The sequence below is a fragment of the Glycomyces endophyticus genome, from assembly GCF_039531525.1.
Lineage (GTDB): Bacteria > Actinomycetota > Actinomycetes > Mycobacteriales > Micromonosporaceae > Glycomyces > Glycomyces endophyticus.
Map to the genome: position 1 here is coordinate 1 of NZ_BAAAQF010000017.1, position 16,740 is coordinate 16,740.

The 16,740-nt window shown below is 72.7% G+C and carries 14 protein-coding genes; 9 read left to right on the top strand and 5 right to left on the bottom strand.

Annotated elements, in window-relative coordinates:
- Nucleotides 1-171 precede the first annotated feature (171 nt).
- From ABD419_RS18660 to dgoD, 3 genes are all read left to right on the top strand, one after another.
- On the top strand, nucleotides 172-579 hold the full coding sequence (locus ABD419_RS18660) for a RidA family protein (RefSeq protein WP_344489396.1): 408 nt from the start codon (nucleotides 172-174) through the stop codon (nucleotides 577-579).
- 29 nt (nucleotides 580-608) lie between these two features.
- Nucleotides 609-2,213, top strand: coding sequence for an N-acyl-D-amino-acid deacylase family protein (locus tag ABD419_RS18665; protein WP_344489399.1), 1,605 nt, complete (start codon nucleotides 609-611; stop codon nucleotides 2,211-2,213).
- Nucleotides 2,214-2,276: 63 nt separating this feature from the next.
- The gene (dgoD, locus tag ABD419_RS18670; RefSeq protein WP_344489402.1) at nucleotides 2,277-3,422 is read left to right on the top strand and encodes a galactonate dehydratase; all 1,146 of its coding nucleotides are present in this window, start codon (nucleotides 2,277-2,279) and stop codon (nucleotides 3,420-3,422) included.
- Between the two features lie 39 nt (nucleotides 3,423-3,461).
- Here dgoD and ABD419_RS18675 read toward each other — a convergent pair whose 3' ends face one another.
- Nucleotides 3,462-3,839, bottom strand: coding sequence for a MerR family transcriptional regulator (locus ABD419_RS18675; protein WP_344489403.1), 378 nt, complete (start codon nucleotides 3,837-3,839; stop codon nucleotides 3,462-3,464).
- A 56-nt stretch (nucleotides 3,840-3,895) separates the two neighbouring features.
- On the opposite strand from ABD419_RS18675, the gene ABD419_RS18680 reads away from it, so the two are divergent.
- Nucleotides 3,896-5,023, top strand: coding sequence for an alkene reductase (locus ABD419_RS18680; RefSeq protein WP_344489405.1), 1,128 nt, complete (start codon nucleotides 3,896-3,898; stop codon nucleotides 5,021-5,023).
- A 133-nt stretch (nucleotides 5,024-5,156) separates the two neighbouring features.
- On the opposite strand, the gene ABD419_RS18685 is transcribed toward ABD419_RS18680, so the two are convergent.
- Nucleotides 5,157-8,426 (bottom strand): S8 family serine peptidase, encoded by a 3,270-nt coding sequence (locus tag ABD419_RS18685; RefSeq protein ID WP_344489408.1) that lies wholly within the window; start codon nucleotides 8,424-8,426, stop codon nucleotides 5,157-5,159.
- A 558-nt stretch (nucleotides 8,427-8,984) separates the two neighbouring features.
- Nucleotides 8,985-9,746, bottom strand: a complete 762-nt coding sequence (locus ABD419_RS18690; protein WP_344489411.1) for a hypothetical protein — start codon at nucleotides 9,744-9,746, stop codon at nucleotides 8,985-8,987.
- Between the two features lie 41 nt (nucleotides 9,747-9,787).
- On the opposite strand from ABD419_RS18690, the gene ABD419_RS18695 reads away from it, so the two are divergent.
- On the top strand, nucleotides 9,788-10,918 hold the full coding sequence (locus ABD419_RS18695; RefSeq protein WP_344489413.1) for a DNA recombination protein RmuC: 1,131 nt from the start codon (nucleotides 9,788-9,790) through the stop codon (nucleotides 10,916-10,918).
- A gap of 276 nt (nucleotides 10,919-11,194) precedes the next feature.
- Here ABD419_RS18695 and ABD419_RS18700 read toward each other — a convergent pair whose 3' ends face one another.
- Complete coding sequence (locus ABD419_RS18700) at nucleotides 11,195-12,157, bottom strand: 4-hydroxy-3-methylbut-2-enyl diphosphate reductase (RefSeq protein WP_344489416.1); 963 nt, start codon at nucleotides 12,155-12,157, stop codon at nucleotides 11,195-11,197.
- Between the two features lie 128 nt (nucleotides 12,158-12,285).
- On the opposite strand from ABD419_RS18700, the gene xseA reads away from it, so the two are divergent.
- Complete coding sequence (xseA, locus tag ABD419_RS18705) at nucleotides 12,286-13,506, top strand: exodeoxyribonuclease VII large subunit (protein ID WP_344489730.1); 1,221 nt, start codon at nucleotides 12,286-12,288, stop codon at nucleotides 13,504-13,506.
- Nucleotides 13,503-13,718 carry an exodeoxyribonuclease VII small subunit gene (locus ABD419_RS18710; protein ID WP_344489419.1) on the top strand — a complete coding sequence of 72 codons (216 nt, stop codon included), beginning with the start codon at nucleotides 13,503-13,505 and terminating at the stop codon, nucleotides 13,716-13,718. Before xseA ends, ABD419_RS18710 begins: the two co-directional genes overlap by 4 nt.
- 165 nt (nucleotides 13,719-13,883) lie before the next feature.
- Here ABD419_RS18710 and ABD419_RS18715 read toward each other — a convergent pair whose 3' ends face one another.
- A complete protein-coding gene (locus tag ABD419_RS18715; protein WP_344489422.1) occupies nucleotides 13,884-14,558 on the bottom strand; it encodes a DUF4245 family protein in 675 nt (224 codons plus the stop codon).
- Between the two features lie 244 nt (nucleotides 14,559-14,802).
- Here ABD419_RS18715 and ABD419_RS18720 point away from each other — a divergent pair, with 244 nt between their 5' ends.
- Together ABD419_RS18720 and egtD are read left to right on the top strand one after the other, a co-directional pair.
- Complete coding sequence (locus tag ABD419_RS18720) at nucleotides 14,803-15,690, top strand: carbohydrate kinase family protein (RefSeq protein ID WP_344489733.1); 888 nt, start codon at nucleotides 14,803-14,805, stop codon at nucleotides 15,688-15,690.
- Between the two features lie 53 nt (nucleotides 15,691-15,743).
- On the top strand, nucleotides 15,744-16,724 hold the full coding sequence (egtD, locus tag ABD419_RS18725; protein ID WP_344489425.1) for an L-histidine N(alpha)-methyltransferase: 981 nt from the start codon (nucleotides 15,744-15,746) through the stop codon (nucleotides 16,722-16,724).
- Nucleotides 16,725-16,740: the final 16 nt, after the last annotated feature.

Sequence of the window (16,740 nt, forward strand, 5' to 3'; positions counted from 1 at the left end):
GGGGGTGGGGGTGGGGGGGTGGGGGCCCGAAGCGAGCCACTCGGCGACGGTCTGGCCGTGGGCCGAGGCGGGGATGCCCTTGTAGCGCCAGTCGACGAGTTCGTCGTCGAGCGCGTCGAGCCGAGCCTCGTCCATCGTTCCCCGCAATCAATAGGAAGGTATCTTCACTATATGTCTGAGAAGATCGCGATCCACACCGACGCCGCTCCCGCTCCCGCCCACGCCTTCCCGCAGGGGGTGCGCAAGGGCCCGCTCCTCACTGTCTCCGGGCAGGGCCCGGTCGACCCCGCGACCGGGGAGTACCTGTTCCCGGGCGACGTGAAGGCGCAGACCCGCCGCACGCTCGAGAACGTCGCCGCGATCGTCGAGGCCGGCGGCGCCGAGTTCGCCGACGTGATGACCCTCCGCGTCTACCTCAAGGACCGCGCCGACTTCGGCGCGATGAACGAGGTCTACGAGGCCTTCCTGGAGGAGAGGATCGGCGACCGCGCGCCCTTCCCGACCCGCACCACCGTGATCTGCACCCTCCCGAGGGCCGAGATGCTGGTGGAGATCGACGCCCTGGCCTGCGTAGACTGACCCGACGTGCCGTTCGGGAGGGGCGTCGAGTGACTGCAGGGGACTTCGTGATCCGGGGAGCCGAGATCGCGGACGGGACCGGCGCGCCCCGCTACCGGGCCGACGTCGCCGTCCGCGAGGGCCGCATCGCCGAGATCGGCCCCCGCCTCGACGGCACCGGCGCCACCGAGATCGACGCCGGCGGGCTCGTCCTCGCGCCCGGGTTCATCGACATGCACGCCCACTCCGAGCTCGCCGTCCTGGCCGACCACGACCACCTCGCCAAGCTCGGCCAGGGCGTCACCCTCGAAGTCCTCGGCCAGGACGGCCTCTCCTACGCCCCCGTCGACGAGGCCACCGCGCCCCAGATGCGGGACGCGATCGCCGCCTGGAACGGCCGCCTCGACGTCGACTTCGACTGGCGCACCGTCGGCGAGTACCTCGACCGCCTCGACCGCGGCATCGACGGGCGCGGCATCCCCGTGAACGCCGCCTACCTGGTCCCCCACGGCACCGTCCGGATGCTCGCGATGGGCTGGGACGACCGCCCGCCCGCCCCCGCCGAGCTCGAACTCATGAAAGCCCAAGTGGCGCAAGGCATGGAGGAGGGCGCGTTCGGGCTCTCGGCCGGGCTCAGCTACACGCCGGGCATGTACGCCGGCACCGCCGAGCTCGTGGAGCTGTGCCGCGTCGTCGCGCGCTACGGCGGCTACTTCGGCCCCCACCAGCGCAGTTACGGCGCGGGCGCGATGGAGGGCTACGCGGAGATGATCCAGATCTGCCGCGAGGCCGGATGCGCGCTGCACCTCGCGCATGCCACCCTGAACTACGAGGTGAACGCCGGTCGCGCCGCCGAGCTCCTCAAGCTCGTCGACGAGGCCGTCGCCGAAGGCATCGGGGTCAGCCTCGACACCTACCCCTACCTGCCGGGCATGACGATGCTCGCCGCGCTCCTGCCGAGCTGGTCGCTCGCGGGAGGCTACGGGGCCCTCCGCGAACGGCTCCAGGACCCCGGCGTCAGGGCCCGGATCGTGCACGAGCTCGACGTCACCGGCACCGACGGCGCGAACGGCGTGCCCGGCCACTGGGAGCGGTACGAGATCGCGGGCGTCGCCGACCCCGAACTGCGCGGCCACGTCGGCCGGACCGTCGCCGAGGCCGCCGGTTCGCAGCGGCCCGCGGAGTTCTACCTCGACCTGCTGCTGCGCGACGACTTCGGGACCGGGCTCCTCATGCACGTGGGCAACGAGGAGAACGTCCGCGCCATCATGCGCCACCACGTCCACACCGGATCGTCCGACGGCGTGCTCGCCGGGGACAAGATCCACCCCCGGGCCTGGGGCTCGTTCGCCCGCTACCTCGGCCACTACACGCGCGACCTCGGCCTGTTCAGCGTCGAGGAGTGCGTGGCGCACCTGAGCGGCCGGCCCGCCGCCGTCCTCGGCCTCACCGACCGCGGGCTCGTCAAGGAGGGCCTCGCCGCCGACCTCGCGCTCTTCGATGCGACCACTGTGGATGCCCGCTCCACCTTCGAGGAGCCCCGCCGCCAGGCCGCCGGCATACCCTACGTGTTCGTCAACGGCGGCTTGGCGATCGACGACGGACGCCGCACCGGCGCCCTGTCCGGCCGGTCAGTCCGCCGTCCGCGGGGATAACCTCGCACCAGCCACCCCTCAATGCACCGAGATCGCGAATCCCCGAGAGATTGAGGTTCACAAGTGAACATCGCCAGAATCGAGACCTTCTACGTGCGGCCCCGCTGGCTGTTCGTGCGCGTCGAGACCGAGGACGGGATCGTCGGCTGGGGCGAGCCGATCGTCGAGGGCCGCGCCGAGGCCGTGGCGGCGGCCGTGGCCATCCTCGCCGAGCAGCTCGTCGGCGCCGACGCCTCCCGCATCGAGGACCACTGGCAGGTCATGACCAAGGGCGGGTTCTACCGCGGCGGCCCCGTCCTGTCCAGCGCCGTCGCCGGCATCGACCAGGCCCTGTGGGACATCAAGGGCAAGGCCCTCGGCGTCCCCGTCTACGAACTGCTCGGCGGCGCCGTCCGCGACAAGGTCCGGGTCTACACCTGGGTCGGCGGCGACAGCGTCCAGGCGCTCGCCGAGGACGCGCTGCGCGCCAAGGAGAGCGGCTTCGACGCCGTCAAGTGCAACGGCGCGGCGCAGCTCGGACCCGTCGAGTCCCCCGCCGCCGTCAAGAAGATCGCCGCCCAGTTCACCGAACTGCGCGAGGCCGTCGGCGACGACTTCGACATCGCCATCGACTTCCACGGGCGCTTCTCCGCGGCGATGACCCGCCGCGTGCTCCCGCTCCTGGAACCCGTGATGCCGCTGTTCGTCGAGGAGCCGGTCACCCCCGAGTTCTCGCGCGACCTCGGCCCGATCGCCGCGGCCACCTCCATCCCCATCGCCACCGGCGAGCGGCTGTACTCGCGGTGGGACTTCCGGGACGTGCTCCCGACGGGCGTCGCCGTCGTGCAGCCGGACCTCTCGCACGCGGGCGGGATCTCCGAGGTGCGGCGGATCGCGTCGATGGCGGAGGCGTACGGGGTGGCGATCGCGCCCCACTGCCCGCTGGGGCCGATCGCGCTCGCGTCGAGCCTCCAAGTCGACTTCGCGACGCCGAACTTCCTGATCCAGGAGCAGAGCCTCGGCATCCACTACAACCAGGGCAACGACCTGCTGGACTACCTCGTGGACCCGTCGGTCTTCGCATTCGACGAAGGGTACGTCGCACGTCCGACGAAACCGGGTCTCGGCATCGAGGTCGACGAGGCGGCGGTCCGCAAGGCCGCCGAGGACCCGCACCGCTGGCGCAACCAGGTGTGGCGCCTGAAGGACGGCTCCTTCGCGGAGTGGTAGCCGCACGGGGGCGGGACGCGGAGGCGTGCCGCCCCTTCGCTACCGCGCGCCGGCCCCCTCGGGGAGCGCGGCGGTGGCGATGACCTCGTCGAGGATCGACCTGGTGCGCACGAGGTCGGCGATGGTGCGGTCGATGCGCTCGCGCTCGGCCATGAGGTCGCGGGCGAGGCTCTCGGTGGTGAGCTCGTTGGGGCCGCCGTCCTCGTCGTGGATGCACGGCAGGACCGAGGCGACGGTGGTCGAGTCGAGGCCGGCGGCGAAGAGGACCTGGATGCGCACGACCCGGTCGACGGCCTTCGCCGCGTACTCGCGGTGGCCGCCGGGCGTGCGCTCGGAGGCGAGCAGGCCGCGCTCCTCGTAGTACCGCAGCGACCTGACGCTGACGCCGGTCCGCTGCGCGAGCTCCCCGATTCGCATGGCGTGCCTCACATTCCCTTGAACCTCACATCGGTGTCAGGTTCTACGGTACTCGCATGACGAACGAGACCACCGCCCAGCAGCAGTCCGACCCGACCCGGCGCCTCTTCGAACCGGTCCGGCTCGGCTCCCTGGAGCTCGCCAACCGCATGGTCATGGCCCCGATGACGCGCAACCGCGCCACGTTCGAGGGCGTGCCGCTGCCGCTCATGGCCGAGTACTACGGCCAGCGCGCCAGCGCGGGCCTCATCGTCGGCGAGGCGTCGACGCCGAGCCCGGTCGGGTTCACGTACCCCGAGATCGCGGGCCTGTTCGGGGAGGAGCAGGTCGAGGGCTGGCGGGCCGTGGCCGACGCGGTCCACGCGGGCGGCGGCCTGCTGTTCCTGCAGATCGAGCACGGGGGCCGGATCGGGCACCCGGACAACAACCCGGGCGGGCACCTGCCGGTGGCGCCGTCGGCGGTGCGGCTGCCGGGCGGGATCCACACGCCCACGGGGCATCAGGAGGCGCCGGTGCCGGTGGAGATGTCCGTGGCGGACATCAAGGCGACGGTGGGCGAGTTCGCGGCGGCGGCGCGGAACGCGCTGCGGGCGGGCGCGGACGGGGTGGAGGTGCACGCGGCGAACGGGTACCTGCTCAACCAGTTCCTGACGACGAGCGTGAACCGGCGCACGGACGAGTACGGGGGTTCGGTGGAGCACCGGATCCGGTTCGTGGTGGAGGTGGTGGAGGCCGTGGTCGCGGAGGTGGGCGCGGCGCGGACGGGGCTGCGGATCTCGCCGTGGAACACGGGCAACGGGATCGACGTGTCGGACAGCGACGAGGTGTTCCCGGCGCTGCTGGACGCGGTGTCGCACTTGGGGCTGGCGTATCTCCACATCGGGCGGGCGCTGCCGGGTGAGGCGCTGTTCGGGGAGTTGCGGCGGCGCTGGGCGGGGCCGCTGGTGGCGAATCCGGAGTTGGGCGAGGAGCTGCCGATCCCGGCGGACGGGGGCCTGGCGAAGGGGGTGGAGCTGCTGGAGGCGGGTGCGGACCTGATCGCGTTCGGGCGGGCGTTCCTGGCGAATCCGGACCTGGTGGCGCGGTACCGGTCGGGTGCGGCGCTGACGCCGGTGCGGGAGGACCGGTCGATGTACGGGCGGGGTCCGGAGGCGTACACGGACTATCCGTTCCTGGAGTCGTGACGGTCTTGTTCCCCGCTGCTCCAGGCGGAGAGGGGCTCTCCGCCGCGGCGGGGAGCCCCGTCCGGCTCCGGTTGACGGCGCATGGGACCGCCCCCTGCCGCAGTGCGGCAGGGGGCGGTCGTTCACTTGCGGATCAGCAGTTCAGCTCCTCCAGGGTGAAGCTCAGGTCGGCGGTGTCGCCGGCGGGGAGCACGAGCGCCCCGAAGTCGGCGGCGTAGCCGTCCTTGGAGGCGATGACCGTGAAGTCGCCTTCGGGGAACCAGTAGGAGTAGGTGCCGTCGGCGTCGGTCCAGAAGTGGAACCGGTCGCCGTCGGCGGCGCGGACCTGGATCTGGGCGTCGTCGATCGGGACGGTGTCCCCGTCGCAGGTGGTGGCGAGGACGGTGCCGGTGACCTTGCCCTGGTCGACCGTGGGGACGACGAGCATGGAGACGTCGACGGTCGGGGACGGGTGCGGGCTGACGTATTCGGCGGTCAGCGTCGCGGTGTAGGTGCCGGGCTGGTCGACGCCGCCGGCGGCGGTGGCGCTGGTCTTGACGGTGACGGTGACGCTCTGCCCGGCGGGGACGAGGACCGAGCCGGTGCTCGTCGTCAGCCAGGAGGTGTCGCCGGGGTACTGGTAGCCGAGGATCGCGAATCCGCCGCCGCTGACGGAGAAGGTGACCTCGCCGTCCGCGGTGCCGGAGTTCGTGAGCTTCAGCTTGGTCGACCACGAGCCGCCTTGGGCGACGAAGGAGCTGATCGCCGTCTGGTTGACGCTGATGTTGGCGACTCCGATGGCGAAGTCGGCCTCGACGACCCCGTCGGGGACGATCGCGACCGCTTCGGTGGCGGAGCCGTAGTCGGCGACGACGGCGGTGAACTCGGACGGGCCGGAGCCCGGCGCGAAGGTCCAGTAGCCGCCGTCGGCGTCGGTGACGGCCTCGTATCCGGAGGCGGTGTGGGTGACGACGGCGCCTTCGAAGGGCTCGCCGGTCTCCTGGTCGGTGACGGTGCCGCGGACGAGGCCGCCCTCGATCGCGGTGCACTCGCGGGAGGTGCCGACGAACACGTCGTCGACCTCCCACCACCAGGCCCAGGTGCGGTTGTCGTTGTAGTGGAACTTGACCTGCGCGGTGGTGGAGTCGGCCCACTCGGCGAGGTCGAGGGTGACGGTCTGGTTGCGGGCGTTCGCGGTCGGGGCCCACAGGGTCTCCCATGTGGCGCCGGCGTCGGGGCTGAAGAGGACCTCGGCGACGGTGTTGTAGGAGCCCTTGTAGTAGTCGGTCGCGAACGTCAGGACCGGTTCGTCGGCGGCGGACAGGTCGAACACCGGCGAGACGAGGTCGGAGTCGAGCAGGAGGTTGCCCGATCCCTGCTCGTCGGAGTCGGCGATGGCGAACCCGCCGGAGCCGGGGGTGCGGTTGCCGCGGGCGCCCGGGTCGTCGAACTCCCACGGCGTGGCGCCGCGGTCGACGACGGTCCAGCCGGCGGGCAGGCCGCCGGATTCGAAGCCGTTGCCGAGCGGTTCGTACCCGTAGCCGGGCGCGGTGCAGCTGTCGGCGATCGGGACTTCGACGACCAGGTCGTTGGCGGCGACCGCGTCGACGGTGACGTCCTGGTAGCCGGGGTAGTCGGCTTCGACGAGGAGTTCCCATTCGCCCTCGGGGAGGGTGAGGGAGAACGCGCCGGTGAGCGGGTCGGTGGTGGTGGAGGCCTCGCCGCCGGTGGTGCTGACGGTGGCCGCGAGCGGCCAGCCGTGGCCGCTGCCGTCGACGACGGTGCCGCTGACGGTGCCCGAGGGGACGGCGGTGAGGACGGCGTCGAACACCGCGGTCTGGTCGGCTTCGACGGTGACCGAGCCGGTGGTCTCGCCGTATCCGAACTTGTTCACGGTGACGGCGTACGTGCCGGTGGGGACGACGGGGAGCGTGTACGCCCCGTCGGCGCCGGTGGCGGCGCTTCGGGTGAAGTCGCCGGTGAAGACGAGGTCGGCGTCCGCGACGGGTGCGCCGTCCTGGTCGACGACGGTGCCCGAGATCGAGCCGGTGTCGCCGATCGGGGAGGCGAGGACGGCCGCGAGCGCATCGAGTTTGCCGTGGCCCCAGACGTTGTTGAGGTCGGCGGTGCCGCCGCACTGGTCGTCGTCGACGGGGACCGCGGTGCCGGTGAGCGCCTCGTAGACGCCCTCGTAGTCGCCGTCGAGTGCCGGTGCGGCCGAGAGCATCAGCGCGACGGCGCCGACGACGTGCGGTGCGGCCATGGAGGTGCCGCTCTTGAGGCCGTACCCGGTTCCGGGGATCGCGGACCTGGTGGCGACGCCGGGCGCGGCGAGGTCGGGTTTGACCTGGCCGTCGCGGCCGGGGCCGCGGGCGGAGAAGTACGCGATCTCGCCGGCGGCGTCGTACGCGCCGACGCCGATCACGTTCGGGTACAGGCCGGGGGAGCCGGCCGATTCGCAGCCTTCTTCGCCGTTGTTGCCCAGGGACATCACGGGGATGATCCCGGCGGCGTGCCACAGGGCCACGATGTCCTCGTAGAACGGGTCGTCGACGGAGGCGGTGGTGCCCCACGAGTTGTTGACGACGTCGGGGGCCTTGGACGGGTCGGCGCCGGTGCCGTCGGCCTTGGTGGGCGCGGCGATCCACTCGCCGGCGTCCAGGAGGGCGGCGGCGCTGGGGCAGCAGCCGTTGACGGCGATCCACTCCGCGCCGGGGGCGACGCCGATCTGGTTGCCGGCGCCGTCGTCGCCGACCATGGTGCCCATGGTGTGGGTGCCGTGGCCGTTGGTGTCGCAGGGGGCGTCCCCGGCGCAGTTGTTGGCGACGTCGTAGAAGTTGTAGTCGTGGGTGAAGGTGCCGTCGCCGTTGTTGCCGCGGTACTGGTTCACGAGGGCCGGGTGGTCGTAGTCGACGCCGGTGTCGATGGAGGCGACGACGACGCCGGTCCCGTCGTAACCGAGGTCCCACACGTCGGGGGCGTTGATCGCGTCGACGCCCCACTCGGTCGCGGTGGTGCCGAAGTCCGATTCGGGGACGGGCTCGATGAGCTCGTACTCGGGGGCCTGCACGAGCGCGTCCACGTTGTCGATCTGGACGAGGTCGGCGACGAGGTCCTTGCCGCCGACCGCGCGGACGGTGTTCGACCCCCAGTAGGCTTCGTACTCGACACCGGACTGCTCCAGAAGGTCGATCACGTCCTTCTGCGAGGCCTCGGCGAACTCCTGGGCCGCTGCAACGGCCTCGGAGCCTTTCTCGGTCTTGGTGTCTGCGGCGAGGGCGGGGCTGAAGTCGGGGGCTCCTTCGAAGCGCACCCAGAGTTCGGCCTCGCCTTCGTTCTCGATGAGCGCGAGGAGTTCGGCGGCTGCCTTCTCCTCGATGAGGGCGTCGGTGTCGGACTCGGCGAGGGCCGCGGTACCGGGCATGGCCGATACCAGCAGCCCCGCGGCTGAGGCCGAGAGGATTCGACGCCATCGTCGTTGCGGATTCGTCACGACGGCTCCTGTTCTGTTGGGCTCCGGGTGCGGGGTGACGCACCGGAGCAAGGGGGGTCGCATCGGGCGCCTCGCGGTGGATGCGCGGACGCCGACGAAGACACGGTGCCAGTCCACAAACGAACGCACAAGGCCCCACTTCGCACGGTTCGGGCACGCGTTCACAGAACTCTGTTAACGGCCAGATGCTCCAAAGTGAACGAAAGGCCCGTACCGGGAGCGTCCGGCAGAGCCCCTGAACTCGGGAGATTCCCGCACGGTGCGGCGGAACCGGGACGACTCCGAGCGGCGGGTAACGCTTCGTCAACGGAACCGAAACCCACCGTCGAACGAAACCAGTGATGAAGATCACAAGGAAGCTTGTGCTTATACTTTGGGGCCCTTGGGACTCACGTTCAGTAGTGGCCGCATTACCCCTTCTGCACCCCTGGGCACGCGACGGGCCCCCGCCCACAGGGGCGGGGGCCCGGAAATCGTCTGATCGGACCGCTAGAAACCGCCGAAGTCGCCGCCGCCCCCGAAGTCGCCGCCGCCGAAGTCGCCGCCCCCGGCATCGCCGCCGGCGTCGCCCGCGTCACCCGAGGCGTCCCCGCCGTCGGCGTACCCGTCCTGGTAGCCGTCGGCGTACCCGCCCTCGACCGCGCCCATCGCGTACGCCGGGGAGATCATCGCGTCGAAGATCATCAGGCCCACCAGCGCACCGCCGGCGCCCGCCAGCGCGGGCTGCCACCACGGTGTGTTGTACCAGCCGGACGGGACGGGTCGACCGTCCACATTGCCGCCCGGATAGTAGTGGCGGTTCTCGTCGCTCGGGTTAGGCGAACCGGTGTACCGGCGGCCCTCGACCTCGGCGCTGACCGGCTCGGTGAGCGCGCCGGTGCGGCGCTGGCCGCGCATCGTGGGGATCTCCGGACCTGGGTCGAGGTCCATCGCGGTGCGGGCGGCCCGCACGTAGTGGAGCCCCTCGATCGCGGTCTCGGCCGCGAGCCGGTACTGGTTGATCGTCCGCGCCTGCTCCAGCTGCGAACCGGTCGCGGTGTAGCGCTCGCCGGCGTCGGCGAGGGCCTGGCCCGCGGGGAGGTTGTCACCGGGGGCGGTGAGGTTCATGGTCTGCCCGCCGAGGCGCTCGTGGAGGCGGCGCGCCTCCGCCTGCGCGTCGGCCAGCTCGGCCTCGGCCCGCTTCCGGTTGGACCGGACCACGTAGAAGATGACGGCGACCGCGACCGCCAGCAGGATCAACCACAGCGTCATGGTCCGACTGTACCTGCGGCCGCACCCCTACACTGGCCCGTATGACGTGGGTCCTATTGGCGGCGGTGTGCCTCGCGGCGGGCGGCGTCGGCGGCTGGTTCGCGGGCCGCTCGCGCCAGGCCGCGGAGCTGGCGGCGGCGACGGCCCGCCTGGAGGCGGCGGCCGAGAACGAGCACCGGCTGGAGGCCACGCTGCGGACCGTCGCGTACGAGGCGACCGACCACTCCCGCGAGGCGGTCGGGCAGGTCCTCGCCCCGATCGCGGACACCTTGCAGCGGTACGAGACCCGGCTCGGGGACGTGGAGCGGGCGCGCGTCGACGCGTACGCGCAGCTGCGCATCCAGCTCTCCGGCGTCGCCGACATCTCCGAGGGCCTGCGCGAGCAGACCGGGCGGCTCCTGGGCGCGCTGCGGTCGCCGCAGGTGCGCGGCCAGTGGGGCGAGGTGCAGCTGCGCCGCATCGTGGAGGCCGCGGGGATGGTCGAGCACTGCGACTTCTCCGAGCAGCACACCGGTTCGGTCGACGGGCGCGGCGTGCGCCCCGACCTGGTGGTGCGGCTGTCGGGCGGCCGGACCCTGGTGGTGGACGCGAAGGCGCCGCTGCAGGCGTACCTCCAGGCGCTGGAGGTCGAGGACGAGAGCGGCCGCGACGACCTGATCCGCACCCACGCGAAGCACCTGCGCCGGCACGCGGAGTCCCTCGCGGGCAAGGAGTACTGGCGGGCGTTCGACGACACGCCCGAGATGGTGGTGCTGTTCGTGCCCGCCGACGCGTTCCTCGACGCCGCGCTGCGCGGGGACCCGTCGCTGCTGGAGGACTCGTTCGCGCGCGGCGTGGTCATCGCCTCGCCCGCGACGCTCATGGCGCTGCTGCGGACGGTGGCGCACACGTGGCGGCAGGAGGCGCTGGCGCGGCACGCGAAGGAGGTGCACAAGCTGGGGCGCGAGCTCCACGAGCGGCTGGGTTCGGTCGCGGGGCACTTCGCGCGGCTCGGCTCGTCGCTGGAGGCGGCGGTCGGGTCCTACAACGCGGCGGTGGCGTCGGTCGAGTCGCGGCTGCTGGTGACGGCGCGGCGCTTCAGCGAGCTGGAGGTCGCGGGCGACCCGCCCGAGTCCCCGGCCCCGGTGGTGACCCCGGCGCGGCGGCCGTCGTGGGACGAGAGCACCGGCTGAGGCGGGATGGGCGCGAGCGCCGAGTGCCCCCCGATGGACGCGGGCACCGGCTGAGCGCGGCGACGGACGAGCGCGCCGGCTGAACCCGGCGTCGAACGGGAGCATCGACTGGCCCCCGGCGGACGCGGAGCCGACGGGCGCCACCCACCCGCAGGGTGGGTGGGCAAGGTGGAAGACCGTCCCTAACCCCCACCCACCCAGGGGAAGATAGGCCCCATCATTGCCGCCGGGTCCGACAGAAACGGGCCGCTCGCGCGCCCGTGTCACCCGATCGGGTCAAGACCGCCCTGCGGCGCGCAGGTCGGTGACGAGTTCGCGCGGAAGCTGGAAGGTGATCTTCTCGGTCACCGGCTCGAACTCCTCCACATTCGCGAACCCGCGCTGGGCGAGGTGCGCGAGGACGTCCTGCACCAGGTTGTCGGGCACGGACGCGCCCGAGGAGAGCCCGACGGTCGAGGCGCCCTCGAGCCAGGACTCCTCGATCTCGTGGGCGAAGTCGATGAGGTGCCCGCTGCGGGCGCCGTGCTGCACGGCGACCTCGACGAGCCGCACCGAGTTCGAGGAGTTCTTGGAGCCGACGACGAGCATGACGTCGCAGTCCGCGGCGATGTCCTTCACCACCTGCTGGCGGTTCTGGGTCGCGTAGCAGATGTCGTCGCTCGGGGGGCTCTGGAGCATCGGGAGGCGCTTGCGGAGCCGGTCGACGGTCTCCATGGTCTCGTCCACCGAGAGCGTCGTCTGCGACAGCCACACGACCTTCTCGGGGTCGCGGATCGTGACGCCGTCGACCGAGTCGGGGCCGTCGACGAGCTGGATGTGCTCGGGGGCCTCCCCGGAGGTGCCGATGACCTCTTCGTGGCCCTCGTGGCCGATGAGCAGGATGTCGTAGTCCTCCTCGGCGTACCGGCGGGCCTCCTTGTGGACCTTGGTCACCAGGGGGCAGGTCGCGTCGATGGCCTTGAGGCCGCGCTCGGCGGCCTGGTCGTGGACCTCGGGCGCCACGCCGTGCGCGGAGAACACGACGACGGACCCGTGCGGGACCTCCTCGTTCTCCTCGACGAACACCGCGCCCTTCGCCGCCAGCGTGTCGACGACATGGCGGTTGTGCACGATCTCCTTGCGCACGTAGACGGGGGCGCCGTAGAGCTCCAGCGCCTTCTCGACGGTCACCACGGCCCGGTCCACGCCCGCGCAGTACCCGCGGGGCTTGGCCAACAACACTCGCTTCGGGTCTGCCACGCCTCGATGGTATCCGCACGCCCCGTTTCGTCGCACCCCACAGTTAGGCTGACCACGTGACCGCCGCAGAGCAGAGCAGCGCAGAGCCGGAAGCCGCCGAGAAGCCGTCCACCGGGCCGGGTGCGCCGATGAGCGCCGAGAACCCGTGGCCGCTGCGGGTCGTGTCGAAGAAGATCGGCGACTGGCTCGCCCGCCTCGGCGAGGTGTGGACCGAGGGGCAGATCACCGAGATCAGCCACCGCGGCCGCACCGTCTACCTGACCCTCCGCGACCCGTCGGCCGAGGTCTCGATGCGCGTCGTCGACTTCACCGGCGCGGTCGCGGCCTGCGACCCGCCGCTGCGCGACGGCGCCCAGGTCGTCATCCGGGCCCAGGCCCAGTGGTGGGACAAGAACGGGTCGCTGTCGCTGCACGTGCGCGAGATCCGCCAGGTCGGCCTCGGCGAGCTGCTCGCGCGGCTGGAGCGGCTCAAGAAGCTCCTCGCCGCGGAGGGCCTGTTCGCGGCCGACCGGAAGAAGCCGCTGCCGTTCCTGCCGTACCGGATCGGGCTCATCACCGGCCGCGCCTCCGACGCGATGCGAGACGTCCTCAAGAACGCGAAGGCCCGGCTCCCGTCCGCGGACTTCGAGGTCCGCGAGGTCGCCGTCCAGGGCCCCCGCGCGGTCGCCGAGGTGTGCGCGGCCCTCGCCGAGCTCGACCGCGACCCCGACGTCGAGGTCATCGTCATCGCGCGCGGCGGCGGCTCGATGGAGGACCTGCTGCCGTTCTCCGACGAGACGCTGTGCCGGGCCGTGGCCGAGGCGGTCACGCCCGTCGTCTCCGCGATCGGGCACGAGCCCGACACGCCGATCCTCGACTACGTCGCCGACTGGCGCGCCTCCACGCCCACCGAGGCCGGGAAGAAAGTGGTCCCCGACCTCGCCGAGGAGCAGCGCGGCCTCAACATCAGCCGCACCCGGCTGCGCCAGGCCCTGAACGCGATGCTCGCGCGCGAGGCCGACGCGCTCGCCGCGATGCGCGCGCGGCCGGTCCTCGCGCGGCCCGAGACGATGCTGGAGGCGCGGTCCGAGGCGGTCGCGAACCTGGTGCACCGCATGCGGGCCCGGGTCGACTCGCGCCTGGAGCGGTCGACGGACGACCTGGAGCACCTGCGGGCCCGGCTCCGGACCCTCTCGCCGCAGTCCACACTGGACCGTGGGTATGCGATCGTCACCGACACCGGGTCCGGGGAGGTCCTGCGGGACGCCGCCGACGCGGGCGAGGCGATCGAAGTGCGGCTCGCGGCGGGGTCGCTGCGGGCGGCCGTCGTGCAGACGGCACCGGAGACAAGGGAGGACGACCAGCAGTGAGCGATGAGCGGTTGACGTACGAGGAGGCCCGGGCCGAGCTCGTGGCCACGGTCGAGCGCCTGGAGGCCGGCGGCGCCACCCTGGAGGAGTCGCTGGCCCTCTGGGAGCGCGGCGAGGCCCTCGCCGACCGGTGCCAGTCGCACCTCGAAGGGGCCCGCGAGCGGCTGCGCGCGAAGACCGAGCCGGACGCCGACGCCGACGCCGAGGACTGATCGCGGACCCTCGCCCGATCGGACGACACGGATGCGCGAGCGGCCTGTTTCTGTCGGACCCGGCGGGAAGGATGGGCGCTACCGTTCCCCGGGTGGGTGGGGGTTAGGGATGGGTTCTGACCTTGCCCACCCACCCAGTGGGTAGGCAGAGCACCCGCGAGCGCGCTACGACGCCGCGGCGGCCACGCCCTCCGCGAGGTCGTCGAGGTCGGCGATGCCGTCAGGCTCGGCCGAGAGCACGACCGTCGCGCCGTCGACCTCGGCCACCCACGCCTCGCCGCTGTCGAGCTCGTACGAGGCCCACTCGATGCCGCCGGCCTCGACCGGCGTTCCCGCGCCGGTGAGGTCCGCGTCGACCTCGGTGGCCGGCCCGCTGGTCTCGGACATCTGGAGCCCGTTGCCGTCCGGCGAGTACCAGCCGGTCCGCAGGGTCGTGGTCGAGCCGTCCGCGGCGAGGTGCGTGGAGATCGGCTTCCAGTCCTCGGAGAGCTCCGGCTCGATCGCCGGCAGGCCCAGGCTCGCGGCCGTCGCGTAGTTCTCGCCGGTGTCGACCACGCTCACCTGCCGGTCCTCGGCGAGCCAGCTCCACGCCCAGTAGAACAGCCCGAGCGGCACCAGCAGGACCGCCATCGACAGCGCCATGTCGCGCATCCGCCGGTGCTTCGGCCGCGCCGACTTCGCCGCCTCGACGTTCGCCTCGGCGGCCGACCGGTCCCCGCCCGCGGCAGCACCGGTGGCACCCGCGTCGACCGCGCCACTGTCCCCGCCGTCCGCGGCGCGCTCGACCGGGTCGCCCCCGGTCCGCGCCTCGACCCCGGACTTGACCTCTTCGCTCGCCATGCCCCCATCCTGGACGACCGTCCCCGGCCGCCCTCCGGCACCCCGCCGCGGCGTGGCCCACGAGTCCCCGCGCGTCCGCCGGACCGCCCGCCGCAGGCGCGGGTCCCGGCTCCGCCGCCCGCGGCCGAACCGGGACGCGCCCGGGCATCGAGGCGCGAATCCGACTTCCGGGCCGCCGGGGGCCTGGAATACCCTTCCCGCAGCGGCACCGCACCCCCGTCGGAAGGAGCCCCCGTTGATCCTCGTGGCAGGCGAGAACGTCATCGACCTCGTGCCCGCACCCGAAGGGCAGCTGCGCCCCACCTGCGGCGGCGGCCCCGCGAACACCGCCGTCGCCCTCGCCAAGCGCGGCATCCCCACCGCCCTCGTCGGCTCGGTCGGCGGCGACCACTTCGGCCGGCGCGTGTGGCGCCGCCACATCTCCGCGGGCGTCCGCCGGGACTGGCTCCAGCGCACCGACCTGCCCTCGACGCTCGGCCTCGCCGTCGTCAACGGCGACGGCACCGCCCGCTACGACTACTGGACGACCGGCACCGCCGACTTCGCGTGGGAGGGCCGGGTCCTGCCCCGGCCCGACCCGGGCGCCGTCGACCTCGTCCACTTCGGGTCGCTCGCGGCGTACCTGGAGCCGTCGGCGCGCGTCATCGAGCACTGGGTCAACCGGGCCCGCGGGTCCGTCCCGGTCACCTTCGACCCGAACATCCGCCTGGGCGCCATGGGCGACGCCGCGAAGGTCCGCGAGCGCACCGAGCGGCTCGTGGGCCTGTCGACGCTCGTGCGCGTCTCCGAGCGCGACCTCGCGCAGATCTACCCTGGGACGCCGGTCGACCGCGTCGCCCGCGACTGGCTCGGCCTCGGGCCCGAACTGGTCGTCGTCACCCTCGGCGACGCCGGGTCGATCGCGTTCCACCGCGCCCACACCACCGAGACGACCGCCCCGCCCGTCGACGTCGTCGACGCGATCGGCGCGGGCGACGCGTTCACCTCGGGCCTCCTCGGCTGGCTCACCTCCGCGGGCTGGATGCGCCTCGACCGGCTCCCGTCCTGGGGCAACCCGACCGTGGTCGCCGCAGCCCTGCGCTACGCGAGCCAGATCGCCGCCCAGGCGTGCACCGTCCCCGGCGCCCCCTGACCCGGCCCGCCCACTCCCCCGCAAACCAGACACCGCGGGCATAACATGGACTTGTGCCTCAACCGGAACTGCGGATCTGCCTCGACGCCGACGACCTCGACGCGAACCTCCGCCTCGACGCGCGGCGCGGCCTGACCTCGCGCCCCAAGCACCTCCCGATGCGCCTGCACTACGACGGCCGCGGCTCCGGCCTGTTCGCCGAGCTCACGCGGCAGCCCGAGTACTACCAGACCCGCAGCGAGCGGGCGGTCCTGCGCGACCGCGCCGGCGAGATCGCCGCGGCCCTCGGCGGCGGCCCGGTCTCGGTGATCGAGCTCGGCGCGGGCCGCGCCGAGAAGATCCGGCCCGTCCTCGACGCGCTCGCCGCGGCCGGGCGCCTGGACGCGTTCTGGCCCTTCGACGTCGCCGCGGGCGAGGTCCGCGACGTCCTCCTGGAGCTGGCGGCCGCGTACCCGGACGCGTACCTCGGCGGCATCGTCGGCGACTTCACCCGCCACCTCGCGCACCTGCCCGACCACCGCGACACGCGGCTCGTGGCGTTCCTCGGCGGCACCTTCGGGAACTTCACCCGCCCCGAGCGCGCCCAGTTCCTGCGCGACCTCCGCGAGGCGCTGCGCCCCGGCGACCGGTTCCTCCTCGGCGCCGACCTCGTCAAGGACCCCGCGACGATCCTCGCCGCGTACAACGACGCCGCGGGCGTCACCGCCGAGTTCAACCGGAACGTCCTCCACGTGCTCAACCACCGCCTCGACGCCGACTTCGAGCCCGACCACTTCGAGCACGTCGCCCTGTGGGACGCGGGCGCCGACACCGTCGACATGCGGCTGCGCGCCCGCAAACCCATGGCCGTGGACGTCGCCGGCCTCGGCCTGGACCTGCGCTTCACCGCCGGGGAGGAGATCCGCACCGGGATCTCCGCCAAGTTCCGCCCGGCCGAACTCGAGGACGACCTGCGGGCGGCGGACTTCGCGCCGTCCGGGTACTGGACCGACGACCGGGGGTTCATGGGGGTGTTCCTCGCCGAAGCGGTCTAACGCGCCTGCCGGTCGC